12 protein-coding genes and 1 pseudogene are annotated in these 26287 nt (G+C 67.2%); all 13 read right to left on the minus strand.

Translation table 11 applies throughout. The features are described 5' to 3' along the window. Positions 1-34: 34 nt before the first annotated feature. The 13 genes and pseudogenes from GK109_RS03390 to GK109_RS03445 all read right to left on the minus strand — a co-directional run bounded on the left by GK109_RS03390 (position 35) and on the right by GK109_RS03445 (position 26260). A complete protein-coding gene (locus GK109_RS03390) occupies positions 35-1768 on the minus strand; it encodes a serine/threonine-protein kinase (protein WP_157238667.1) in 1734 nt (577 codons plus the stop codon). Beyond that, complete coding sequence (locus tag GK109_RS03395; protein ID WP_157238668.1) at positions 1765-3558, minus strand: FHA domain-containing protein; 1794 nt, start codon at positions 3556-3558, stop codon at positions 1765-1767. The genes GK109_RS03390 and GK109_RS03395 overlap by 4 nt, the downstream gene beginning before the upstream one ends. Beyond that, the gene (locus tag GK109_RS03400) at positions 3545-4477 is read right to left on the minus strand and encodes a PP2C family serine/threonine-protein phosphatase (protein ID WP_157238669.1); all 933 of its coding nucleotides are present in this window, start codon (positions 4475-4477) and stop codon (positions 3545-3547) included. The genes GK109_RS03395 and GK109_RS03400 overlap by 14 nt, the downstream gene beginning before the upstream one ends. Further along, positions 4474-5724, minus strand: a complete 1251-nt coding sequence (locus tag GK109_RS03405) for an RDD family protein (RefSeq protein WP_231754951.1) — start codon at positions 5722-5724, stop codon at positions 4474-4476. The genes GK109_RS03400 and GK109_RS03405 overlap by 4 nt, the downstream gene beginning before the upstream one ends. A 237-nt stretch (positions 5725-5961) precedes the next feature. Further along, positions 5962-6042, minus strand: a pseudogene (locus tag GK109_RS22195) (zinc-ribbon domain-containing protein); the annotation flags it as partial. After that, positions 6039-8666, minus strand: a complete 2628-nt coding sequence (locus GK109_RS03410; protein WP_231754790.1) for a transglutaminase domain-containing protein — start codon at positions 8664-8666, stop codon at positions 6039-6041. The pseudogene GK109_RS22195 and the gene GK109_RS03410, both read right to left, overlap by 4 nt. Further along, positions 8663-9994 (minus strand): DUF58 domain-containing protein, encoded by a 1332-nt coding sequence (locus tag GK109_RS03415; RefSeq protein ID WP_157238671.1) that lies wholly within the window; start codon positions 9992-9994, stop codon positions 8663-8665. Before GK109_RS03415 ends, GK109_RS03410 begins: the two co-directional genes overlap by 4 nt. A 50-nt stretch (positions 9995-10044) precedes the next feature. After that, a complete protein-coding gene (locus GK109_RS03420; protein WP_157238672.1) occupies positions 10045-11016 on the minus strand; it encodes a MoxR family ATPase in 972 nt (323 codons plus the stop codon). A 64-nt stretch (positions 11017-11080) separates the two neighbouring features. After that, positions 11081-17203 carry an Ig-like domain-containing protein gene (locus GK109_RS03425; protein WP_370460371.1) on the minus strand — a complete coding sequence of 2041 codons (6123 nt, stop codon included), beginning with the start codon at positions 17201-17203 and terminating at the stop codon, positions 11081-11083. A gap of 160 nt (positions 17204-17363) precedes the next feature. Then, positions 17364-23528: an Ig-like domain-containing protein gene (locus GK109_RS03430; RefSeq protein WP_157238673.1), complete on the minus strand. Its 6165-nt coding sequence runs from the start codon at positions 23526-23528 to the stop codon at positions 17364-17366. Positions 23529-23645: 117 nt separating this feature from the next. Then, complete coding sequence (locus GK109_RS03435; RefSeq protein WP_157238674.1) at positions 23646-24770, minus strand: adenylate/guanylate cyclase domain-containing protein; 1125 nt, start codon at positions 24768-24770, stop codon at positions 23646-23648. Continuing rightward, positions 24760-25359 carry a PH domain-containing protein gene (locus tag GK109_RS03440; RefSeq protein ID WP_157238675.1) on the minus strand — a complete coding sequence of 200 codons (600 nt, stop codon included), beginning with the start codon at positions 25357-25359 and terminating at the stop codon, positions 24760-24762. The genes GK109_RS03435 and GK109_RS03440 overlap by 11 nt, the downstream gene beginning before the upstream one ends. Continuing rightward, complete coding sequence (locus GK109_RS03445) at positions 25352-26260, minus strand: biotin--[acetyl-CoA-carboxylase] ligase (RefSeq protein ID WP_157238676.1); 909 nt, start codon at positions 26258-26260, stop codon at positions 25352-25354. Before GK109_RS03445 ends, GK109_RS03440 begins: the two co-directional genes overlap by 8 nt. Positions 26261-26287: the final 27 nt, after the last annotated feature.

Genomic DNA, 26287 nt, shown 5'->3' on the forward strand with positions numbered 1-26287 from the left:
CTTGTCATGGAGCTGGTTGCAGGGCGCTCCGCGGTCATGTGCCGGCGCAAGCGATCGAGCCTTCCTCCAGCGGCGAGAAGGCTCCGTCCGAGCGAACGATCATCACCTGGATGCAGGTCTGGCCGGACGGGTTTGCCGTGACGCGGACGGGAGGCTGTTCGACAGACTGGTATTCGCCGCCGCCCCCGATGCTGTACACCCGCCACTTGTAGGTGTCACCCTCTTTGGGCTGCGGGTTCAGCCACGTGAAGGAGGCGTTGCCGTCCGCGGACACCGTTCCCTTGAGGCCTTCCACGTCCGGCACCGTTCCGTTGTCCAATGCGTCGGCCGGCGGCCTGCTGGCCTGCTGGGTCTCCACCGCAGCGGGTTTTTCGGGCGAGGCGTTGGCCACCACCAGGCCCACCACGGCGGCAAGGGCCAGCAGGGTGCCGCCCGAGATTGCCAGCCAGAGATTGCGTTTGCCGTGGTCCGTGGCGGGTAGCGGCACGCCTGCCGGCTCGTCGCGTCTTGCCGGCCGGTGGACGGTAGTGTCCGGGACGTCCGCACCCTCTTGAAGATTGCCTCCCGGTGCCTGCTCGCCAGGGCGCGGCGGCGCGGCGGCACCGCGCAGGACGGTGGCGTGGTCCCACTCCTGCGGCTGCGCCGCCGGTGCAGGAGTGGAGGGGCTGCTGTGCACGGCGGGCGCGGGCTGCGCAAACCGCGACGGCGCGGCATCCGCTGCGGGAGCTTGTCCGCCAGCGGCCTGCCCGCCACCTGCCTGCCCGCCAGCGGCCTGCGGCCACGTGCGTGCGGGGAAGGTGGGCGCGCTGCCCGTCCGCTCCGGATCGATCGCGGCGATGCTCCGGACCCGGGTTTCTTCGAAGCCGTCATCCGGCCGGCTGTCCTCGTGCTGCGGCTCCTCAAGCACCTCAAAGGGCGTGACGGAGAGGTTAAGCTCCGCCTGGATGCGCTGCAGGGCCAGGGCGAAGGCGTGCGCTGAGGAATAGCGGGACTGCGGCGACTTGGCCATCGCCGTCGAAAGGGCCTGTTCCAGGGACTCGGGAACGTCCGCGCGGCCCAGGCGCGGCAGCGGCGTGTTGCTGATCCGGTTGATCAGCTCACGCTGTGAATTGTCCGCGCCCGGCATGACGAACGGCGAGCGGCCGGCGAGCAGGGTGTAGAGCGTGGCTCCGAGGGCCCACACATCCACCATCACCCCGTCCACGGCGCCATCGGTGAACTGTTCGGGCGGGGACCACGGGATGGACATGCCCGAGTCGTCGTCGCTGTCGCCGGCGAGGGTGCCGGAGATGCCGAAGTCGGTGAGGGCGGGCCGGTTGTAGTCGGTGACCAGGATGTTGGCAGGCTTGATGTCGCGGTGGGCGATGCCGGCGCGGTGGGCGGTCTCGACGGCGGACGCCACCTGGATGCCGACGGCCAGGACTTCATCCACGCTAAACCGCTGCCTGCGGTACCGCACGTCCAGGCTTGGCCGGGAGCAGTACTCCATGGCCAGGTAGGAGTGTCCGTCGTCGGTCACCTCCGCTTCAAAGATGGTGACGATGTACGGGTGCGAGGACAGCTGCGCCATGAGGTTGGCCTCGGACTCGAAGCGGCGGCGGGCGCCCTCCGTCTTCAGGTCCGAAAGCAGGACCTTGACGGCCACCTTGCGGCGCGGCCTGTCCTGTTCATACAGGTAGACGTCGGAAAAGCCGCCGGAACCGAGCAGGCTGATGTACGTGAACCCCTGGATGCGGGGCGGCGGCGCTACAGGCCGTTTGGAACTCAAGGAATCTCCTCAAAACGCAGCGAGATGTTGTCGCCCAGTTCAGCGATGTCCCCGTCCAGCAGGATGGCCATCTCGTTCTGCGCCAGGCGGCGGGGCGGCTGGCCTTCACGCACCAGGACGGTTCCGTTCGTGGCCTTGAGGTCGCACAGCATGACGTGCCATCCCTCCAGCCGAACCTCCACGTGGGACCGGGATATGTCGCCTTCCAGGCTCGGCACCTGGACCAGCCGGGGCATGACGCCGCCCTGGACCCGGGACACGGAGGGTTGCCTGCCGATGACCAATGACTGGTCAAGGTCCAGCAGCTCCCCGGTGGACAGGCGCACCCGTCCCAGCCGTGGCCGGGGCACCTGCACGGCGTCCGGATGAAGCCCTGCCCCGCAGGCGGCACACTGCGCGCGGGTGGGGGGATTCGCGTGACCCTGGCTGCAGACCCGGGCCAGGACGGTCGGCCCGGCCTGCGGGTCCGCAACCGCCGCAGGGGCGGGTTGCGCCGGTGAAGCTCCGATGCTGCCCTTCATGACCGTCTGTCCGTCATGGTCGTTGTCGAAGGCCGCGTTTGCAGGCGGGGTCGCGGGGACGGTGGGCGGCACGGGTGCAGGCCCTGGCGCGGCATCGGCCGCGGCGGCGGCGGTGCCGGGGACCTTTTTCCACGGCACAGAATCGATGAGTACCCCGGCGGGCTGTTGCACTGCCGGCGGGTGTTCGACGGCGGGTGCCGCCACGCCAGGCGCGTGTCCGACGGCGGGCGCCGCCGCCACGCCAGGCGCGTGTTCGACGGCGGACGGGGCTTCCGTTACTGCCTCCTTCGCATCTCCGCCAGGATCGAGGACTACGGGCGCGTTGTGTTCTTCCGCTCCAGGCACGGCGTCGGCAGTCCCGGCGCCGGCGGAGTCTGTGAAGTTTCCGGCATCGGCAACCTCCGCTTCCTCGCGCACTGCGGCGTCTTCGATACTCCGGATGACCGTCCGCTCCCACAGGTGGTCGTAGGAGCTCGTCTGGTCGCTCACCATGATTGCCGCTTGCGCCGGCTGGTATTCAGCTGTTTCGGCTTGGGCGGACGGCTCTGTGCCTGCGCCCGCCTCCATCCCGGGCCCGGCCCCTGCCGGTTGGACGTCGCCCTCATCTACGTACGCACTTATGTACGCATCGACCTGCGCGTCATCGTCGGGCACGGCGAGAACAGTCTCGGCTGAGGCTTCCGGCTCCGGCTCCGGCTCATGCTCCGGGACGATTGTTATCTCGCGCGGCTCGTCCGTTCCCGGCGCCGCCTCGCGCCGGTCCGCTACGCCTGCGGAATCGACCGCCACTGCAGCCGCCGCCGCCGGCGCCAGTTCCGGCCGGGCAGGGCCCAGCCCGAGGACCAGGGACTGCAGCAGGACCACACCCTCCCCCAGCGGCAACTCCGGCTGGTCTCCGGAACCGCCGGCCGGGATGCTGATCCGGCAGGCTCCGGACAGGGCAAACCGGCGCTCGTTCCAGGTGGTGACGTCCCGCCCGTCCAGTTCCACCCGGCCGTCCGGGAGTTCCACGGCGAGGTCGAGGTCGCCGCGGAGGAACACCCGCAAGGGACCGGAGAAATCGAGGATGCCAAATGGCGGGATCCGGGTGAGTGAGCCGCCAGAGCTGCCGGTGATGGCATGGAGTACTTCGTGGACCGCCGGCTTGCTTTCCAGGAGTTCCCATACCGCACCCGCCGTGGCCTGCGTCGTGTCCGGGCCGAGGAGGACCGCGGTGCGCGAGCGGAGGATGCCCAGCCAGGTGCCCGGGACGTAGCTAGTGCCGGTCATCGTGGGGTTCCCCGCTCTCGTGCGCCGAAGGTCCGCCATCTTGTTGGGGCAAGGGCTGCGTTACAGCCTGGCTCCCATGGGAGCGGGGCAGCGTGTCTGCCTCTTCTGCGTCCGGACCGTGCCGCGGCGCGGTGGTGGCGGCGCCGGCGTCGTTCAGGACGTTCCGGGCATCAACCACAATCACCGTGATGTTGTCGCTGCCGCCGTTCCGCAGCGCAGCCTGGATCAGGGCGTCGGCGGCGTCCTGCGGGTGGCCCACCGTGCTGATGATGCGGAGGATGTCCTCGTCCGCCACTTCGCCGGTGAGGCCGTCCGAGCAGACCAGGACACGGTCGCCTTCCTCCACGGGGAGCAGCCAGTAGTCGGCCTCGGTCTCGTCCCCGGTGCCCAGGGCGCGGGTGACAACGTGGCGCCGAGGATGGACAGTGGCCTGCTCGGCGGTGATCTCGCCCGCATCCACAAGTTCCTGCACCTCAGAGTGGTCCACGCTGACCTGCTCAAACCGCCCCTGGCTGAGGCGGTACGTACGGGAATCGCCGATGTTCATGACCAGCCAGTAGGGCAGGCCCATTTGTTCCACTACCACTGCACCGGTCAGGGTGGTCCCCGCCCTGGCACCCGTAGCCTCCCGGATGGACGAGTCCGCCCGGAGCAGGTACTGCTGGAGCGCCGCGGCCGTAACGGTGCGTTCCCCCGTTGCGAGCTGCGGAATCCCTGCCAGGGCCCGCACGCACATGCCGCTTGCCACTTCGCCTGCTTCGTGGCCGCCCATCCCGTCCGCAACGGCGAACACAGGATCGGAAGCAAGGTAGGAATCTTCGTTCAGCTCCCGGCGGAGTCCCCGGTCCGTGCCATAGCCGTAGCTCAGGCTGAGGCCCGGCTGGACGGTGGAGGGAACGCTGGCGGGCTGTTGGTTCATGCCTGTCCTAGGTAAAAGGTCCGGTCTCCGAAGTGGACACTGGATCCGGGCGTAACAAAAGTTGGGACACCCGGCGCAAGTGGCGTCCTGGCGCCGTTCGGGGTGGTCACGGCGCTGCCGTTCGTGGAGTTCCTGTCCGTCACCCAGATCCCCGCGCCGTCGGTCAGCAGGTGGAGGTGGGTTTTCGAAATGGAACGGCCGGGATCGTCGACGGCCAGGAGCTGGGCATGCTGTTCACCGGACTGGCCTACGGGATTGCGGCCCACCAGGACACTGCGGTCCAACTGGAAGTCGCGCCCGTCGTCCAGGCGGATCCGGAGGACGGCGACGGGTGCAGGCCCGCCTGCCTGCGGGCGCACCTGGGTGCGTTCAACGTCGTCGTCCACGTGGTGCTGCGCGCCGCGCATCGGCACGGACGCACCAGCGGGTCCACCGGCGGCGGCTGACGTACCCGGCGGCGCGGCGGACGGCGGCGCGGCGGACGGCGGCGCGAAGGACCCAGGTGCCGTGTAGGGCATGGTCTGGGACGGCGACGTCTGCGGGGGCGCCTGAACGGGCGGGGAAGGCTGCACCGGCGGGGACGCGGCGGGAATGCCCGCCACCGGGGAGAGCACCTGCTGCACCGGCGGCAGGTCCAGCGGCGCGAAGCTGTACGGGCCCTGGATGCCGCCGGTGGTGATGGGGTCGCGCCCGGCCTTCACATCGAAAACGAGGGCCTTGGCGGCTTTGTCCTGCCATCCCCGAAGGCGGCCGTTCCGGTCCCAGGTATTGGACACCACCACCAGCACGGCCCAGGCGGCACCCGCAAAAAGCAGCGGCGCAAGGATGAACAGGGCCGGTCCGAACCACTTGAACACCACCACCAGGACCGCCGCCAGCAGCGCCAACAGCATGCCGGCACCGGTAAGGAGGCCGCGGAGGAAGACGGCGCCGGCGCCCGGCGCGTAGCCGTCGTTGTCCGCGCTGCGGATGCCCATGAGCAGGTTGCCGGGTGTTTTGCCTGTCCTCGCTTCAATCCCCATGACCACGAACAGGTACACCAGCGTCAGGCCCAGCCCGATGCTGCCGAACAGCACCAGGGAGGCGGTGTCATAGGTGATGTACTGGCCGTTGCGGGTGCGGGTAATCCCGGCAAAGCCAAGGGTGAGCGTCAGCACCAGCACGGTTAGCGGCGGCAGCCAGTCAATGACGGCAGCGCCAAGCCGCTTGCCGGCCGTGGCCGGCACAAGCTGAAGGTTCACTGCCATTCCCGTTCCTCCCCCTGGGACGGCCCCCGACTGCGCGGTGAAACCGCCGGCGCGCCCCCGCCCCGTGCCTGCGTTTGCGAACCCCGCGGCCTGAAGCGCCGGGGGGCTTTGTACTACCGGGATAGTACCGGGAATCGCTGCACGGTGGGCAGTCACAGCTCCGGGCGGCGGGTCACTGCCGGCATGGCCGCCGGTGTGCAGGTTGCGGTTGCTGCGCGCCGCCCTGTTGGGCAGGGGCGCTCCGCAGGAGGTGCAGAAGGCCGCACCGGCCCGGATGGAGCGCTGGCAGCGGGGGCATGTCTGGAGTTCCGCGGTCACGGCGCCGGAGGTCCTTGCCTTGGCGGTTCCGGCGCCTGCCGGTCCTGCAGCGGCGTTGCCTGCACCGCCGTTGCTTCCGGTGCAGGCGTTGCGGAGTGTTCGCCGTCCGCGCCAGTACGACGGCGGGTGGACGGCCTGAGTGCCGACAGGGCCGGCAAAGCAAGCCGGCCGCGCTGTGCCAGCGGGCTGCGGCGGGCCAGGGCACCGCGCGCGTCAGCAAGCAGCGACCGCGGGGAGAACCTTGCCTGCTGCCGCTGCCAGAAACCTGCCGTGGAGGTCATCTCCTTCAGCGAGCTGTCCACGATGGTCCAGTACTCCCGCACCTCGTCCTCGCTGGGCTGGCCGGCACCGAAGATCGACGCATCCGCGCGGCGGGCCAGCATCGTGGTGGTACCGCCCGCGGCCGGAAACGCCTCGGCCAGGACCGCGGCGCTTTCGCGGCGGGTGGCCCGGGTGTCGACGGCGGCCCCCATGTCCGTGGCGAGGCTGACCACCTCGCTCCAGCCGCCCCCTACGCGCTGCGCAGGATGGCCTTCGCTGAACCGCGACTTCCGCCGTCGTGATTTCAACAGGACGACCAGCAGCAGCGGGAGCGCGAGGACGGACAGCGGTATCAGGGCGATGCCCAGCGCGCCCAACAGGGCGCCCCAGAAGAGCCACGGGTTGTTTTTCTTCTGGTCCGCATCCAGTGCATCGGGCGACGAGTCCGGCGGCAGGTCCGCGGGTTCCTGCGGCGGGGGCGGCGGCTGCAGCACCTGCGGCTTGGGCTTGGATTTGTTTTCCGGGTCCGGCGGGATGGGAATGTTGTCCTTGGGCGGCGTCGGATCGAAACTCACCCAGCCCACCCGTTCAAAGGCCACTTCCACCCAGGCGTGCACGTCCTTGCCGGTGATCTTAACTTCGCCTGCCCCGTTTTCCGGACTGGTGGGTTCGGGGTAGAAGCCCATCACCACGCGGGACGGGATGCCCAGGTGGCGGAGCATGAGGGACATGGCCACCGCGTACTGCTCGTCGTCGCCCAGCATCTGCTTGGCCGTGAGGAGATTCCTGATCCGGGCAGAACCGTGGCCGGACACACTGGGGAGCTGGCCTTCGCTGACCAGCCCGTTGCTGAATGCCCCGGTCTTCTGGAAATGCGCCTCAATCTGCCGGACCCGGTCGATGGCGGTGGGGGCGTCAGTGGACAGGTCATTGGCCTGCGACCCCACCACCGGGGGCACTTCCGTGGCATCGGGCAAGGACAGTTTCGCGAAGTCGTACTGCGCCAGCTGCCCGTGTTCGAGTTTCACTGGATCCGAAACCTGGACCTTGTAGGAATCGCCGCGGGAGAGCCCGTTGGTGGTGACGGCGGTATCCGTGCCGGCATTGAAGTAGAGGCCGGACGCCGCGGCCGACGCGCTGTCATCAAAGCTCAGCCCCGTGGTTTTACGCCCGCCGGGCACGAAGAATCCCTGGTAGTCCTCAACCGTGATGCTGATGGCGTAGTCCTTGGTGGGAACAACACCGGAGGTGTCCGCCAGGGTGTTGATCGATTCGGTATCGCCGACCTTGCTGAAGTTTCCCGAGCCGTTGGGGTCCATGGTGTAGTTGGTTCCGTTGAAGGCGTCCAGGGCCCCCAGCCGGACCCGGCCATCACGGGGAAGACCCTTGACCACAAAGAGGGTGTCGTCCTTCTTGTCCTTGACGAACGTGCGGAAGCTGGCCAGCGGCGTGATGTAGTCCTTGGGGTCGAACGGCGGGACCACCACGTTCCGGAGGACCTTCCGGTCATTGCCCGCGGTGACCAGCGGCGCCGAAAGCGCCGTAACGGCCACGCTGACGGCGATGACGCCGGCGGCCATTCCCAACCTCCGGATCTTCGCCCGCTGCGCGGTGGCTGTATCCGTCTGCGGATTGTTGACGGATACCTTTCGCGTGGAGTTCTTCCTGAGGGCGTCCCGGCGGAAGGTGGCCCAGGCGATGCCCAGGACCGTCAGGCCGATGCCGCGTTCGAGGGTGAGGAAGGCGGCGTTGGTGCTGAAGGCGATCCCGGTAACGAACAGGACCAGCACCGGCAGGAGCGGAAAGTAGGGGCTTCGAAGGCGCCACGTCAGGACACCGGCCGCCAGGGCGGTGACCAGGGAGCTCAGGAAGGGAACAATCAGCACGCCGCCTGCCGTGCCCACGGGGACACCGACCGTCAGCATGTCCTTCCAGGCGAACACCACCCCCAGGAGGAGGGTCCGGAGTGAGTCAAGGGTGGGGACAAAACCTGCGATTGCCGCGTCGGGCACCGCCAGCAACGTGCCGAGGACCAGGTAGGCGCCAAGGGCAACCGCAGTGGTGATGAGCAGTCCGAGCCGCAGGTGCGCGTTGAGCGCGCCGATGGCCAGGCCCAGGAGGATGCCGCCGAAGCCGGAGAACAGGTAGTACGGGTCGCCGCCGAAGCTGAGGCCGAAGCCGAGCAGGCCAAGCCCCAGCAGGACCGTCAGCGCGCCGGCGTCGAGCAGGAAGTGCCAGGCCGGCTGGCCGTCGGCGAAGGCGGAGGCCTGGTTACGGCCGCTGCCGGACGCACCGCGGTTGGTGCCGGTTGGTTCACTGCGCGGGCGCGTGCTGCGCGGGCGCAGGCCTTCCGTGGAGGTCATGCTGCGGCCTTTCTCAGCACAATGGCAAGGTCGTTCAGGTCGCCGAGCGTCAGCACGGTGAGGTCTGCGATGTTGGCGCGGCCGGGCGAAGCGCCGGCTTCCACCCGCACCGCGAGGCTGCGGACGCCGGGCGGCACGGACGCGGCCGCGGAGCGCAGCTGGGTGGCCGTCACGTTGCTGCCTACCACGAGGAAAACCACGGAGGCGTTGGGGACGGTGTCCGCAAGGGTCCTGGCGAGGTCGACGGCGGTCCGCCGCATGGGAGCTCCCACAATCCTGGTCATGTCATCGAGCATGTTCCGCCCGGTTTCACAGCGGAGCGGGCCTTTCTGGGTCAGGACGTCCAGCTCACGCTGCTCGCGGATGGCCTGCCGGCCGATCGATGCGGCTGCGGAGATGGCCATTTCGAATTCGGCTTCGGAGGCGTATTCGTCCGTGTTGATGGACAGCGAGATGGCCAGGTGGGCCCGGCGTGTTTCCTCGAATTGGCGCACCATGAGCTTGTTGGTCCGCGCGGTGGTCTTCCAATGGATGTGCCGGCGGTCATCCCCCGGCACGTAGTCGCGAAGCGCATGGAAGGACACGTCCGCACTGGACAGGTCCGTGGTGGGCATTCCTTCGAGGTCGCGGATAAAGCCGGCGGCCGAACCGGCCAGGGCCACCGTGCGCGGATGGACGAAAAGGTCTTCCGGTTCGGTCCACAGGACCTGGCGGCGCAGCAGGTGCAGCGGGTCTGCCCGGACCGACCGGACAGGTCCGACGACGATCACGGCACGGCGGGCGGTGGGAATGGTGAAGAGGTCCTCGTGGACCTGCTGCGGCTTCATGCGGGGCAGGTGGAACACAGCCGTGACGCTGCCCACCGGAAGTTCCAGTGCTGCCGGCAGCAGGGGCCGGGCTGATGTGTTGGACACGGCGATGCTGCCGACGGCACTGTCCCCCACGGCCACCCGGGTGCGGGCGAGGTCGAGGAGCACTCCATAGGAAGAGCGGCCCAGGACAAAGGCGATGGCAATCAGGAACATCACGAACGCCGCGATGGCCGCAGCCTTCGCCTCCTGCCAGCCGAACGCCTGCCCGGTGGTCCAGAGCAGGATGGCGGCAGCCAGGACGGACCAGCCCAGGACGCTGACCACGGACAGCACGGGCCAGGCGTACTTCAGCCATGCAGTCCGGACGGTACGCCAGGCTGGCGCCAGCGCCATGGCTGCAGTGTTCCGCGCCTCGGCCCAGACTGCCGACGGGTGCAGTTGCGTGGGCCGGCCATCCCTGTGGAAGGGTTGCTTGAGACGCTCCGCGAGCCGGGTCAACGGGGTGCCGGTGGACATATGTGTGCCTTCGTTGTTGCGTGGACGTGGTGGGGTCCGTGCCGGGACCGTCAAGCGTTGGTGCGCTGCTGGGGAGCCGCGACATCCGCCAGGATCCGCGTCAGCACGGCTTCCGGAGTGGCTCCGGAGAACTCTGCCTCCGGATCCATGACGAAACGGTGGGTCCACACCACCGGGGCCAGTTCCTTGATGTCATCCGGCAGCACGAAGTTCCGCCCCTGCCCGGCCGCCCAGACCTTTGCTGCACGGACCATGGCCAGGGCCCCGCGGACCGAGACGCCCAGTCGGGTTTCGGGGGCGTTGCGGGTCTCCTCGCAGAGCCGCGAGATGTACTCGAGCACGGCCGTGTCCACGTGCACGGTGGCGGCGAGGTCTGCCATGTCAGCCACAGCCTGGGTGGTGATGACGGCGGAGAGATCCTGCGACCGGTCCTTCAGGTTGGAGCCGCCCAGCAGCCGGACCGTGGAGGCGTGGTCCGGGTAGCCGATGGAGGTCTTGATCAGGAAGCGGTCCAGCTGTGCCTCCGGCAGGCGGTAGGTGCCTGCCTGCTCGATGGGGTTCTGCGTGGCCATCACCATGAACGGGCGCCCGGCCTCGTAGGTGACGCCGTCAACCGTGACCCGGGACTCCTCCATGACCTCCAGCAGAGCCGACTGGGTCTTCGGCGAAGCACGGTTGATTTCGTCCGCCAGGACAATGTTGTTGAAGATCGGGCCCTTGTGGAACTCGAACTTCTGCGTCTTCTGGTCGTAGATGGTCACACCGGTGACGTCCGAGGGCAGCAGGTCCGGGGTGAACTGGATGCGGTTGTTGGACCCCTGCACCGTGGCGGCCAGGGCCCGGGCCAGGGAGGTCTTACCGGTGCCGGGGGCGTCCTCGAACAGCACATGGCCTTCGGCGAGCATGGCGGTGAAGGTGAGCCGGATGACGTGCTCCTTGCCCAGGACGGCCTGCCCCACATTGGCAACGAGTTTCTCGAAGGTGTCTGCAAACCACGCGGCCTGCTCGATGGTCATGGTCATGATGTACGTCCTTTGGTGAGGCTGCTGGTTAGGCGGGGCGGAAACGGGGGGTGGGCTTGAACGGTCAGCATCGGGGAACGTCCGGACCGCTGATATCGATCGTGGCGCGCTTGACGTACCAGCCGGGCCAGGGGCCGCCATCCATGCGGTACCACTTGTAGTAGCCGGGATCCGACTCTGGCGAACCGTAGATGTTCATCCAGCAGGCGCTGTCGATCCAGCCGTCCGAGAAGGACACCCAGTTGGCGTCGCTGGAACCGCACCGGGCATCGCCGTTGACATTGCTGTATCGGTCTGGAACGCCCGGCTTTCCGGGGCAGCTGTTGACGGTCGAAGCCTCGACCCGGACCTTTGTGGGTGCCGGAGGAGGCGTCGGGTCGGCGCCGGATGTGGAGGTCGCTGGCCCGCCGATGGCGCCGTCCACCACAGTCACGGCACGGACCCGCAGTCTATGGCTCTGGCTCCATCCGCCGGCGCCGGCATCGAAGCTGTTGGCCTTGTTGACGTTCTGCCAGGCTCCGCCGTCCATGCTGACCTCATAATGGCTCAGCGGACGGCCGTTGGTGTTCGGGTTGTTCCAGGTCCAGTGCACCTGGCCATCGCCCTTCGGTGATGTGCCCCCGTTCACGTTGGGTGCATTGGCCGGTCCGTACGGGTTGCCGGCTCCGATGGCCTTGGCGTCACCGGACACGTTGTTCTTGGTGGACGTGGCAATGATGTTGATGGTGATGTCCTGGCCGTTCGGCAGGCCGTTGATGTTGCCGCCGGGGGCACTGATGGGCCCGGCCTGGCCGTTTGAAGCCCGGTAGGAGTAGGCGATCTCGCTCGCCGTGGAGCCGTTGCGCTGGGCTTCCGTCAGGGGCGTGAAGGTGACCTTGAGCTGCCCGCTGTTCCCCGTTTCCGCCACCGTTCCACCGCTGACCTGGCCGGGCTTGCCGGCAGCGCGGATGGCAGCCGACTGGGGGCTCGTCCCGCTGGTACCCGCCTTGTTGGTGGCTGACACCGTAAACGTGTAGTTCGTTTCCGAGTTGTCCACGGTGACGTTCTGGGTGGTTCCGGCCACCTGCTGGCTGGACACCACGGCACCGCCGCGGAGGGTGGTCAGGGTGTAGGCGGAGACTGCGTCGCCGTTGTTGTTCGGCGCGGTCCAGCTCACCTTCAGCTGGCTTTGCGAACCCACCGAACCCGCCTGCGACGCAGATGGTGCGGCCGGAGTGGCCGGAACGCCCGCCGGAACCATGGCTGCTGAATAGGGGCTCCACTCGGAGGGTTCCTTGGCATCATTGCGGGCCAGGACCCGGACTTTGTAGGAGACGCCGTTCTGCAGGCCCTTCCAGACGTAGCTGACGCCCGTCAGGTTTTGGATCTGGGCGTTCTGGCCGGCGGGAGGAGGCGAGATCTCCAGGTCGTAGGACTTCACCGGTGAGCCCTTGCTGGCCGGAGCGGTCCAGTTGACGGACAGCTCCCTGTCGCCGAACTTCAGCGACGGTGCCAGCGGGGTATCGGGCTTCACATCAGGACGCACCTCGGCGGACGCAGGCGAGCGGTCGGACTCGCCGAACTCGTTCGTGGCCGTGACCTGGAAGTGGTACTTGGTGTTGTTGGCCAGCCCGTTGAGGGTGCAGGTGTTGGCGGGGCAGTCCTGCCGGAAGCCGGACTCTCCGTACACGGTGTATTTAGTGATTGCTGAACCGCGGTCCGCTGGCGCCGTCCAGGTCAGGAGTGCCGTCTGGTCCCCCACGCTCTGCGCCTGCGGGGTGGTGGGGGTTTGGGGTTTGTCCTTGACTGTCAGCCGGACGCGGGCGGTGGCATTGCGGGAGTCATCGCCGGTCTTGTCGGCCACTGTGTAGGACACCACCATGGTGCCGGTGAATCCAGGCGCAGGGGTGACTGTGATGGAATCGCCGTTCACGTCCACGTTGCCGCTGCCGGTTTCCGCAGCGGCCGCAATGATTTTGAGTGCGGTCTCCGGGAACGGGTTGGCATCGTTGGCGAGCACGTTCACCGTCACCGGTTTACCGGCGGCAACGTTGTCCTGCACGTCGTCGTTCGCCACCGGCTTCGGCCGGTTGGAAGCCGTCACCTTCAGCTGGTAGGTGGCCGTGGCTTCGAGCCCGCGGGAATCCCTGGCTTTGACCTGGACGGCGGCCGTCGTCCCGGCCCCGCTCGAGTCTGCCGCGGAAACCTTCAAGGTCTTGCCGTCGATGCCGGCGTTGAAACCGGCAGGCGATCCTCCCACCAGCTCGTACTTCATCTTTTCGACGTCGTCCCGGTCAGGGTCCGCCGTCAGCTTGCCCAGGTCGGTGCTCGCGGAGTCGCCCTTGGGCACGTCCAGGTTTGCGCCCAGCAGTTCCGGAGGGTTGTTCTTGTTCGGATCCGGCAGCACCTTGGTGCGGATGCTGAGGGTGGACTTCAGGCCGGCCGGATCATCCGGGCCGGTCCCGTCGGTCACCTCGAAGGTAAGGGAACCCGGTCCCACGTAGTCCGCGCCGGCGGTGTACTTAAGTCCCGTGCCGTCGCCGGTCACGGGGTCGCTGCCGTCGGCGCCGATGAGCCTGATGCGGTCCGTCTGGGTGAGCCGCGGCGAGCGGCCCTCCCGGACCCTGACCCACTCATCCAGGTCAACATCCACGGACTGGCCGGCAACTACCTCAAGCACTTCGTCCTTGGCCAGGGTGGGCACCTGCTGGCCGAGGCCCGGTACCCAGATCACCGCCGTCGACTTCTGGCCGTCCACATCCTCCACGGTGTAGGGGATGAGCTGGGGCTGCTCAGTCAGGTCCACGATCATGTTGCCGTCCGCCCCGGGCCGGGCGGTGGTGGCTTCGGTGCTGACCTTGAGGTTTTCCCCTACGCCGTCCGGGTCCTCGTCGTTCTTCAGGACAGGGACGTCCACTGCGGTTTTGCCCATGGTCTGCGCGGACGTCACCCTGTCATCACGGGCGATGGGCGCCTTGAGGGGAACCTCGTTGTCCACCACGACGCGGATTGCGGCCTGGGCGGAGGCGTCGCGGTCGTCTGCAATGGTGTAGCGCACGTTGACGGTTCCGGCTTCTGCTGGAGCCAGCAGGATGATCCGGCCGCTCGCTTTGCTTACCGTGGCCTGCAGCGCTGCGTCGGCCTCGATGCCGTCACTGAGGATGCGGATGAGGTCGCCGTCGGGATCGGTGTCGTTGCCGGTGGCGTCGACGGCGATCTGGCGGCCGGGGCGAACCCTCACTTCGTCGTCCACGGGAGTGGGCTTCTGGTTGACCTCGCCGCGCGGGGCGATGCCCACGGTGACGGTTCCGGTGTTGACGGCGCCCTGCCGGTCCACCACCTTATAGCGGAACGTGTCTGTCCCGGCGCCGTTGCCGGCAGCCGTGAAGTCGATGAAGTTGCTGCCCACGGTGGCCATGCCCATCGCGGGCGTACTGTCGATGCCGGTCAGCTGGACGGAGTCGCCGTCGGGATCGATGCCGTCCAGCTGGACGGGAATCCGGACCGTGCCGGCGGCCACTACGCGTGCCGTCAGGTTGCGCGGCTGCGGGCGTGAGTTTTCGGCCCCCTCCAGGGGAAGGATGTGGATGGTCACCGCTGCGGCGCTCTTTTGGCCCTGCGGATCCACGGCGTTGTAGATGGCCCGGACGGTCTTGGGCTGCGGGCCGGCAATGAACCGGAGCGTGTTCTCCGAGACGAAGCTCTTGCCGTCCACGGGATCAACGCCCTGCGGAAGAACCGGGTCCACGGTGAGCTCCTGGCCCTGCGGGTGGGTATCGTTCTCGAGCACCGGGATGGTGACGACGTCGTTGACCCGGACGTTCACTTCATCGGGCTTGGGCTGGGGTGCTTCCAGGACGGCGGGGGCCGGGACGGGCACCACCGATACGCTGCCGGTGGCCGACTTCTTGCCGTTGGACATGGTGTATTCGAAGAGGACCGGGTCCTTGGTTCCGAGGATGTCGGTAATCCGCAGGACGCTGTGGTTGATCACGCTCACGGATGCGGTCGAATTTTCCGGCAGCTTCACGGACTGCAGCACCAGGACTCCCCCCGAGGGATCGGAGTCGTTGGCCAGCGGGTCCACCAGCACGCTTCCGCCGGTGGGCATGAGCGCGACGTCGTGGACGGCGACGGGGTTGCCGGTTTCATCCCCGGACTCGACGTCAACGCGGATCAGCCCCTGGCTGCTTTGCGGCCCGTTGCTGGCGATGTAGGTGAGGTAGACGGGGCCGGGGGTGGTGCTGCGGAAGGTGAAGGTGCCGCCGTCGGTCACGGGACCCAGCTCGGCGGGGCCGCTGGCCTCCACCTGGGCCAGGCGGAGGGCGCCGCCGTTGGGGTCCACGTCGTTCTTCAGCGGCGAGATGACCAGGTCCTGGCCTGCCACTGCCGTGACGTGGTCGGCGTTGACCACCGGTGCAAGGGCTCCCGGCGGCTGGACGTTGACCACTACTTTTCCGGTGACAGTGGCCCTGCCGTCCCAGATGGTCACCTCCACGGCCTTCTTGCCGGCTGTCGCACCGGAGTCCTGGAAGGTCAGCAGGCCGTCGCGGCGGACTTTGACCTGGTCCTGGTCGTTGTCCGCTTTGGCGTCAAGGAGCACCAGGTCGTCCCCGTCGGGGTCAATCCAGTCGGTAAGGATGTTCTGGCTGACGGTTTTGCCCTGTTCCACGAGCATGGTGGTGTTGTCGCCGCGCTTGAACCGGGGTGGCTTGTTCTCTTCGGGGGCCACCACGCTGAGGGTGACCTGCCCGGTGGCGGAAAGGCCGCGGCCGTCGGAGGCGCTGTAGCTGAATGTTTCCGTTCCGGGCTTCGCGCCGGCCGGAACGGAGATCTGGAAGGCCGTGCCGCCGTAGATGTTCTCAAGGCTGCCGGCCTGGGGTCCGGAATCCCCGACGGCGGCAGTGAGGACATCGCCGTCGGGGTCCGAATCGTTGTCCAGGACGCTGAGGATGGTGGTGCGGCCGGGGCGCACGCCGACGGCGTCGGGCTTGGTTTCCGGCGGACGGTTGGGCTTGGTGCGGTCCGGCAGGACGTTGATGGTGTTGTTGTCCGCGGATTCCTGGTCCTGCTCGTCGGATTCGTTCTTGGGCGGGATGACGTCGTCCCAGTTGTTGACCAGCTGCATGTTCTGGTTCACCAGCCACACGTTCCCGGAGTTCACGTCATTCAGGACCACCAGGTCCCGGTTCACCCGGAAGACATACGACGGCGAGGCACTCGCCTTGGGCACGTCAACGTTCTTGTCATCACCATCATTGACACAGTCCCGCACATACTTGTTAGCCCCGGACCACGCCGCATGCACACACCCGCCCAACTGGACCGGGGCAGCCGGCACGCCCTCGCCGTCGAACGCCACCGTCTTCGCCGTGGATCCGTCCAGGGGCTGCTTCAGCAACGCCTTCCGCGTGGCGATGGCCACGAAACCGCTGACAGGGCCGCCCTGCTGCAGCTTCGCCTCCCGCGCATTTTCCAGCTGGAGCCGCTTCCCGCCGGGCAGGAACAACTTCCCGGCCGCCGCATCCAAAAGCACCGGCTTGTCCCCCACCACCGTGATCTGCAGATCCCCCGAACCCTTCAGCTCGGCCCAGGTCTCCGACTCCGAGGCCGTCACCTCGCCGTTGGCGTCAACAGCCGTCACCGTCACCGCGCCGGACTTGGGGTCCGCCGAGTAAATCCGGTCATCATCCCCGACCGCCGAGACAATGCCCTCCGAACCCACCATCACGGGCTCCGACGCTTCCTCGTCAAAACCATTAACAGTGGACGGCGACACAGCCCACACCTTGCCCGACGCCGCATCCGTCACGGAAATAACCTCCGAGCCGAAGCTCACGTCCGCCGATCCCGGCAACTGCTTATCCCCGCCCAGCCGCATGTTCGCCGGCGACACCTGGTTCAGTGTTGACCCGGTCTCATCATCGACGAACACATCCCCCGCATCCTGCAGGATGTCGAACGTCGTCGAAGCGGGCGTCACAGCCCCATCAAGAACGCGGGAGGGGTAGTTAAGCCGGCCCACCGCATTCTTCGACTTCGAGACCACCCACACCCCGCCGTCGTTCAACTCCACCTCGGTGGTCTTGAACCCCGGATACAGCACGGCACCGGTGACCAGGACAGCGACGACGGCACTGAAGGCAGTGCCCGTGACGAGTTTTTTGTGGCGTCTTTTCAGCCCAAGCTTCCCCAGCAGAGTTGTCACAGCTTTACTTTTCCCCTGAAATTTGTGGCGGCCCCCAGGCCAGCCCGTCCAAAGACCCGGTATAGGGCTCTCTGTTCCCGGGTTAGCCTACCGAAGCAGGACGGCGGCCGCGATGGGGAGCGCTCCCCCGCCGTGCCACCTGTGGCGCTGCCCGTTACTTCTAGCATTGCGGGATTCCATGTCCCTCAGGCTCACCCAAGGTGGTGTTGCCGACCTGGACGGTGCGGCCAACGTAGCGCCCATCAGGATGCGAACTGATGCGGTACCACTTATAGGTGCCCCGGGCGTCGGGGACGGTCCGCCACATAAAGCAGTTGACGGTGAAGGTTGGGCCGGAGCCGTAGATCCAGGGATAGCCGCTGACCACACCATCGCAGGTGTGTTCCGCGCCCGTCGGCGACCGCCACGAGGTCTGGCCTGAGGCAGGCGCATCAGTACACGTCCGGTAGCCAACGATTGAGTTGCCCCACTCCGTCTTGGCCGGCCCGGACCTGGCGGTCGCCTCGGCGACGCCTCCGCCGTTCCCTATGGAATTCACGGTCTGCACCTGGATCGAGTGGGGCTCGTCGAAGCCGCCGGTGTTCACTGTCCGGCTTCCCGAAGCCGCCACCCTTTCCCAGCCCCGGCCGTCAATGTTGATCTGCGTGTAGGCGACATCGTTGGTGGCCGTGGACGGCGAGGTCCAGCTGAAGCTCAGCGACTTCTGGTTTTGCCCGCCGTTCTGCCCTGTCGCAGAGGGTGTGCCGGGTGCGCCGTGCGGCGTGGTGGTGGCGGCCGTGCTGGCGTCTGAACTCGGTGCCACACTTGAGTTGGCCACCACCGTGATGGACGTGGGCGTACCGTTCGTGAAGCCACCCACGGTTTGCCCGGGCCTGATGGGACCGGTTTGCCCGGTGCTGGCGTTGTAGCTGTAGCTGACCTCGCCATACGCCGACCCGTTGCGTTCGGCCGCCGTTAGTTCCTTGAAGTTGATGGTCACCTGTCGCCCAGCGCCGCCGGTGTCTGCCGCGGCGGCCGTCACTCCGGAGACCTGGCCCAGCTTGCCGGTGGCGCGCCGGGGTGCCGAAGCGGGACTGACGGCGCCCTTGCCGGCCTTGTTTTCCGCCTGGACGGTGAAGGTGTATTCGGCTTCGGAATTGTTGGCCGTGAAGTTGGCCGTGCGTACCGTGCCCGGGATGGCCTGGGTCTGCGGCGCGCCGCCGCCGCCGCTCATGGTGACGTAGTAGTTTCTGATCGCGTCACCGTTGGTGTCGGGTTCGGTCCAGTTCACGCGCAGTTGGTTGGTGCTCCCCACAGCAGACGCCACGGCGGAGGTCGGTGCCGCGGGCGCAGCGGGCACGCCGGCAGGGTTGTCTTCGGAGGAGTAGATGCCCCAGTCGGACGGGCCCAGCTCGTTGACCGCCTGGGCGCGCACCTTGTAGCGGACGCCGTTCGTCAGGCCAGGCCAGGTGTAGGTCAGGCCCGTGACCCCGTTTTTCACGGCGATGCCGCTGGCTGGCGGTGGCGAGATCTCCAGGTTGTAGCTCTTGACGGCCGAACCCTCGGTCCTGGCAGGGGGCCAGTCGATCACCATGTTCTTGTCGCCGGCTTTGACCGTGGGCGCCTCCGGCGGGGACGGCTTTTCGTCGGGCCGGATCTCGTTGGACTGCGCAGACGCCTGGGAGTCGCCCACCTCATTGGTGGCGGTCACAGTGAAGACGTACTTCACGTCGTTGGTCAGACCGCTCAAAGTGCACGTGGTGGTGGCGCACTGTTGTTCAAATCCGGTGTTGGAGCGCACGGTGTAGCCGGTGATGGTGGCGCCGTTGTCTGACGGCGGCGCCCATTTGAGCACAGCCGTCCGGCTGCGCACGTCCGTGGCGGTGGGGGCCGAGGGCGGGTCCGGCTTATCCCGGACGGTGATGCGCACCCGGCCGTCAGCATGGCGGGAAGGGTCATCGGTCTTGTCCGAAATGACGTAACGGAGCACCATGACGCCTTTGAATCCCTCTGCGGGAGTCACCGTGAGCGAGTCCCCGGCGACCACCGGCTGCCCTGTTGCGGACCCCGTTTCCACCGCCACTGAAACGATTTCCAGCGGGGTGTCGGCAAAGGGGTTGAAATCATTGGCGAGGACGTTGATGGTCTCGGCCCGGCCCGCGTTGGCCTTTTCGATGACGTCTTCCCCGGCTGTGGGAAGGGGCCGGTTGGAGGCGACTACCGTGGCTGTTACCGAGGCCTTGACCGGTTCGGATCGGCCGTCGGTGACCTTCAGCGGGATGTTTCCCTTCCGGCCGGCGGGCGAGCCTGCTGCAGCACTGACCTTGAGTGTCTGCCCCTCGAGGGAGGCAGTGAAGCCCTCCGGCGTGGTCCCGTCAAACTCAAATTTGAGCTTCTCCTGGTCCCCGGCATCCACGTCCCTGGCCAGGGTGCCCAGTTCAAGGGCAGCAGTTTCGGCCTTCGGCACGTCAAGGTCGGTTCCACTGAAGGTGGGCTCGTGGTTCGCGGCCGGGTCCGGAATGACCCGGGTGATGATGGTCAGGGTGGATTTCAGGCCCTGCGGATCTTCCGGACCGGACCCGTCTGTCACTTCGAACGTCACGGAGCCGGGGCCGACGTAGTCTTTGAGCGCCGCATAGCGCAGGGCGTCGCCGTTTCCGGCGATGACGCCCTGGGTGTCAGCGCCCTGGACCTGGACCTTGTCTGCCTGCGTAATGTGGGGAGATCGGCCCTCCCGGACCCGCACGTATTCGCTCAGGGCGAAGGTGATTTCCTTGCCGGCCATCACTTCCACAACGTCGGTCCTGGCCAGGCTGGGGTGCTGTTCACCCTGACCGGGCACCCAGATGACAGCAGTGGCGCTCTGGCCGTCCACGTCGGTGACAGTGTATGGAACCAGCTGGTCCCCCGCGGCAAGGCCGACCACAACGTTGCCGTCGCCGCCGACGCGGGCGTTCGGGTTGCCGTCCGGCAGGCTGACCTTGAGTTCGGCGGCCACGCCGTCGGGGTCTGAATCGTTCTTCAGCACCGGCACGTCGACAGCGGACTTGCCCAGCGTCTCGGCGGGGGTGATCACATCGTCCTTCGCAACCGGCGCCTTCAGCGTGGCGTCGGGAGAGATGCTGACCCGGATCACTGCACTGCCCTGGGCTTTTTTGTCATCCTGGATCTTGTAGCTGACGTTCTCATTGCCCGCGTTGCCGGGCGCAGTAAGCAGCACCCTGCCGTCAGCGGTTTCGACACCGAGTTCCGGCCGGGCTTCAAACGCGTTACTGACGAGCCCGATCGGGTCACCGTCCGGGTCGGAGTCGTTGCTGAGCGCGTCAACGGCGATCTTGCGTCCGGGACGGACATCCACGGAATCGTCCACTGCGATGGGTCTCTGGTTGTTGGCCTCGGGTGGCGCGATGCCCGCAATGACCGTGCCGGTGTTCTCGGCGCCGATTCTGTCCCTGACCCGGTAGGTGAAGGTATCGGTGCCGGCCGCCGTGCCCGTGGCGGTGAATTCGAGGTAGCCGTCCCTGGCCACGGCTGTTCCCATGGCGGGGGCTTTGTCCACCCCGATGAGCTGCACGGAGTCGCCGTCGGAGTCGATGCCGTCCAGCGGGACGGGGATCCGAACCACCATTCCAGACACCACGCGGGCGGTGAGGTTCTTCGGCTCGGGACGGGTGTTCCGCTCGTCGTCCCGGGCGCGGATGCGGATGGTGACCTGCTGCGAATCCGACTGGCCGGATTCATTGGTGACTTTGTAGATTGCGTAGACGGTCTTGGGCACGTCTCCGGCGATAAAACGCAACGTGTCCCCGGCGTGGAACATCCGTCCGTCGGTGTCGTCGGGCTTCTGCGCCAGTTCGGGCTCAAGCGTGAGTTTCCCGCCGTTGGGGTCGGAGTCGTTCGCGAGGACCGGGATGGTCACCACGTCGCCCACCCGGACGGACACTTCGTCGGGTTTCGCCTGGGGGGCCTGGAGCTTGGCCGGGGCGGGCACCACCAGCACTGCGATGTCGCCACTGGCCGAGGCCAAGCCGTTCGAGATTGTGTATTTGACGTTGAGCTGGCCTTGCGCCCGGATGTCGGTGATCCGGATGACCGCGTGGTCCAGCACTGAAACACTGACCGGCAACCCGTCGGCAGCTGTGACGGACTGGACTACCAGGACCCCGCCGGAAGGGTCCGAGTCATTGCCCAGGACGTCCACCAGCACAGTTCCGCCGCTTGGCAGCAGGGCTGTGTCGCGCACCGCGACGGGTGCGCCATCACCGTCGCCGGACACCACGTCCACCCGGACCAGCTGCTGGGCGCTGGCCGGCCCGTTGGTTACCAGGTAAGTGACATAGTGCGGTCCCTGGGCCGCGGAGTTGAACGTAAAGGTCTGCTGGTCCGCCCGCAGGGTTGCTGTGGCGTTGCCGTCCGGGGTGACCTGGGCCAGGCGGAGGGCGTCGCCCTGGGGGTCGGAGTCGTTTTTCAGGGGTGCTATCACCGCGTCGACGCCTGCGACGGCCACCACGTGATCCGCGTTGGCGATCGGGGGCAGGGCGCCGGAGGCGCGGACGTCTACCGTGACCTTGCCTTCCGTTGTGGACTGGCCGTCGGAAACGGTCAGGGTGACCGCCTTGCGGCCGGGCTCCGTTCCGGCGTCCTGGAAGGTCAGCAGGCCGTCCGGTCGGACCTTGACCTGGTCGCGGGGATCGCTGCCCGCAGCGCTGACCACGTACAGATCGTCGCCGTCCGGATCCATCCAGTCAGGAAGCACGTTCTGGCTGACGATCTTGCCCGCCTGCACAACGAGCGTGGTGTTGCGGTTCGGCTTCTGCCGCGGGGCGGAGTTCTCCCCTGCCGGGATGATATTGAGCGTGACGTCGGAGGAGGCGGTGAGGCCCCGGCCATCGTCCACTGAGTATTTGAAGGTCTCGGAACCGGCTTTGTCCGCAGGGATGGCGACCTGGAAGCCGGTGGACCCGTAAATCGGGGCGAGAACGCCGGACTTAAGCTGATCAGGGGCGCGCACGGTGAGGATGTCGCCGTCCGGATCAGTGTCGTTGTCCAGGACGGGGAGCACAGCGGTCTTGCCGGCCCGGACCCCGAAAGTGTCCGGCTTGGCAACCGGAGCGCTGTTGGGCTTGGTGCGGTCCGGCAGCACCGTCTGCTGGACTTCGTCGGCGGAATCCTTGTCCGCGTCATCGGACGTTTCCTTGGGCGGGATGACGTCGTCCCAGTTGTTGACCAGCTGCATGTTCTGGTTCACCAGCCACACGTTCCCGGAGTTCACGTCATTCAGGACCACCAGGTCCCGGTTCACCCGGAAGACATACGACGGCGAGGCACTCGCCTTGGGCACGTCAACGTTCTTGTCATCACCATCATTGACACAGTCCCGCACATACTTGTTAGCCCCGGACCACGCCGCATGCACACACCCGCCCAACTGGACCGGGGCAGCCGGCACGCCCTCGCCGTCGAACGCCACCGCCTTCGCCGCGGATCCGTCCAAGGGCTGCTTCAGCAACGCCTTCCGCGTAGCGATGGCCACGAAACCGCTGGCAGGGCCGCCCTGCTGCAGCTTCGCCTCCCGCGCATTCTCCAACTGGAGCCGCTTCCCGCCGGGCAGGAACAACTTCCCGGCCGCCGCATCCAAAAGCACCGGCTTGTCCCCCACCACCGTGATCTGCAGATCCCCCGAACCCTTCAGCTCGGCCCAGGTCTCCGACTCCGAGGCCGTCACCTCGCCGTTGGCGTCAACAGCCGTCACCGTCACCGCGCCGGACTTGGGGTCCGCCGAGTAAATCCGGTCATCATCCCCGACCGCCGAGACAATGCCCTCCGAACCCACCATCACGGGCTCCGACGCTTCCTCGTCAAAACCATTAACAGTGGACGGAGACACCGCCCACACCTTGCCCGACGCCGCGTCCGTCACGGAAATAACCTCCGAGCCGAAGCTCACGTCCGCCGATCCCGGCAACTGCTTATCCCCGCCCAGCCGCATGTTCGCCGGCGACACCTGGTTCAGTGTTGACCCGGTCTCATCATCGACGAACACATCCCCCGCATCCTGCAGGATGTCGAACGTCGTCGAAGCGGGCGTCACAGCCCCATCAAGAACGCGGGAGGGGTAGTTAAGCCGGCCCACCGCATTCTTCGACTTCGAGACCACCCACACCCCGCCGTCGTTCAACTCCACCTCCGTGGTCTTGAACCCCGGATACAGCACCGCGCCAACCACCAGCACAATGAGCGCCAGCCCAAATGCGGTGCTGCCGAAAAGGCGGGAACGGAAGAGCCTGTGGCGGAACGCGGGTGCGGATACGGCGCCTTTTGCGCGTGCTTTCCCGCGAAGATTCATGGATCGGTTCCCCCAAGTAGACCCCGGCGACGGCCGGCTTCCGGCTTTAACAGCCGGGCAGAACAAATATAGCCCTATTGGCTAACAAATGGATAAACCTCCGGCCTTTCCCAGGCCTTAGTCCAGCACCAAGCCTCTGCCGAGCCCGCGGCTAAGCCGCACGGGGCGGATTTCGCCGAATCCGCGGACGTTTTCGGGCGGCTGCGGTTCCAGCACGAACCGTTCGTCGTGTTCCAGTGCCGAGGCGGTCATCGAGTCCACCAGCACCGTGCCGGGGTCCGCGAGGGTGGTGAGGCGGGCGGCCAGGTTCACGGTGGGGCCATAGATGTCGCCGAGCCGGGACAGGATCCTTCCCCACACCATGGCCACCCGTGCTTCGGGAAGGATTTCGTCTTCCGTGAAGGCCTGGGCAAGAGCCAGGGAGATCTCGGCACCGGCGGCCGGGGTTTCCGCGATGTAGAGGACTTCGTCGCCCACGGTCTTCACCAGCCGGCCGCCGCCCACGGAGATGATCTCCGCGCACTTGTTCTCGAAGCGCTGGACCAGCCGGGCCAGGGTTTTTTCGTTCATGCGGCGGGACAGGCTGGTATACGAAACAAGGTCCGCGAAGCCGACGGCGCGCGCCAGCGGAAGCGGGGCATCGTCCTCGTCGCCTTCCCGGCCCTCTTCGCTCGCCTGCAGGCCCGCTTCGGCCCGGACCGCGAGCCGCTGGACGCCTGCGTTGAGCTGGCGCCGCCAGGAGTAGACCAGCATTTCTTCCAGGGCGTCCACCAGTGCGGGAAGCTCATTGACCAGGCGCTTGCGGGCGACGGCGTCGGTAACACCCTGCTCATGGACCATGTCCTCCACCAGGGCTTCGATCTGCCACACCACCATCCGGTCCGTCATCTGCCCGATGGAGCGGGTGACGGAGATGGCGGCTTCCTCGGTCAGTTTCCCCGAGCGGACCAGGTCCACCACGGTGGAGAGCGCGGCCTGGTCGCGTTCAGTGAACGCGACATCCTCGTCGCCGAAGTTGGGGAAGCCGAGGGCACGCCACAGTTTGCGTGCGGACAGCAGGGACAGCCCGGCGCCGGCGGCGACTTCGCGGCGCCGGAGCTTGCGTTCGCCGCCCAGCAGCCGGGCCTCCAAAGCCTTCATGGCGAGCCGCTCGGCAGACATGGTGCCGGTGGCGGGGTGGGAATCCATCGCGGGCGGGGGTGTGGTGGAGTCCACGCGCTCCTGCTGGTCCTCATCGTTCATCCCGTCCACCTTCTCTCAATTCCCAGGGCAAAGCTCCGGCCGGATCGTCCATTGCTCCGCCGGCCTGGCTGTCATGTTCGTCGGGCAATTCCTCGATGGCATCAAGGATGAAATCCCGGAACGTGGCAACCTCCGGCACGTCCTGGAATGTCACCACGCCCTGGTACCCGGTTTCCAAGGATATATTCCCGGAACGCAACAGGCGCTGAAGTACCGATTCATGGACAGTCAGATTGCGCACCGAAGCCAGGTTCACCTGCTGGTCCCGTCGCCGCAGGATGCCGGACCGGGCAACGAGCCGCCGGCTGGTGAGCGTGTACCTGGTGCCCTGCCACCGCAGCAGCCGGGGCAGGCAATAACCCAGCCAGACCCCCGCCACCGCCAAGGCAAACCCGGCCACCAGCCACGGCGTCCACCGGGGAGTCAGCGCGGGAATGAGCTTGGCCGCCTCCCCGCGGGTTGCCCAGGCGGAAGCGAACGCGGCAAGCGCCGGTGAAAATATAAAGGCCGCAGCTGCCCCGGCCAGCTTCCTCGGCTGCGGGCGGGTGGTGACAATCACCTGCTCGCCCGGAACGAGGTCTTTACGCATAACCGCCCTGGCCGGAACCCTCCGGGGAATGCCACGGACGCAAATGCACAACGTCGCCGGCCGTTACCACGTGCTCCTTGGACTCGCGGTCCACCACCAGCAGTGAACCATACTCGTCGAGGCGGGTCGCGTGGCCGATAATTTCGTGGTCGCCCGGCAGCTGCGCCCGCACCTGCTTGCCCAGGGTGGTCAGGACGGCTTCCACCCGCTTGTGCAGCGAAGGGCCGCCGGCCAGGCCTGCCGCCGGGTCGCCGTCGGCGTTGCAGAAGCCGCGGTAGAGCACGGCGAAGTGCAGAAGGTAGCTCTTCAGCAGCTCCGTACGGTCCGCAGTGCGCGGTGACTCCAGCACCACCGACGTGGCGGTGGGGACCGGGAGTTCGGCCGCCTGGAGGGTGACATTCAAACCGGTTCCCAGGATGACCGGGGGCGCGGAGCCGTCCACCATGGGGCCCAGCTGGGCCAGGATTCCCGCGATCTTCCTGCCGCGCACCAGGACGTCGTTGGGCCACTTCAACTCGGCAGGCAGGCCGGCCGTTTCCAGGAGGGTTTCCCGCAGCGCCAGGGCGCCGATGAGGGAAAGCCAGGAATAGCTCTGGGTGGGAAGCGGCCTTCCTTCGGCGTGGGCCGGCCGCAGAACGACGGAAACGGAGACAGAGCTCAGGGGCGGCGCTTCCCAGCGCCTGTCCAGGCGGCCGCGGGCCGCCGTCTGGTACTCCGCGGTCAGCACTGACATGTCCGGCCAGGCCGAAGGCTCCACGGTGACAGAGCGAAGGAGATCGGCGTTGGTGGAGCCGGTGGAGTTAACAACGTCGAGCCGCGGGATGCCGGCCGCGGACAGAAAGTGCTGGTCCGCGAGGGCCCTCCGGTCCAGTGGCGTGCCGGGGGCATGTGCGTCATCCATAGCTAAACTCTACCGACCCGGCTTAGT

Origin of the sequence: Pseudarthrobacter sp. GA104, assembly GCF_009741265.1 — a bacterium.
GTDB lineage: Bacteria > Actinomycetota > Actinomycetes > Actinomycetales > Micrococcaceae > Arthrobacter.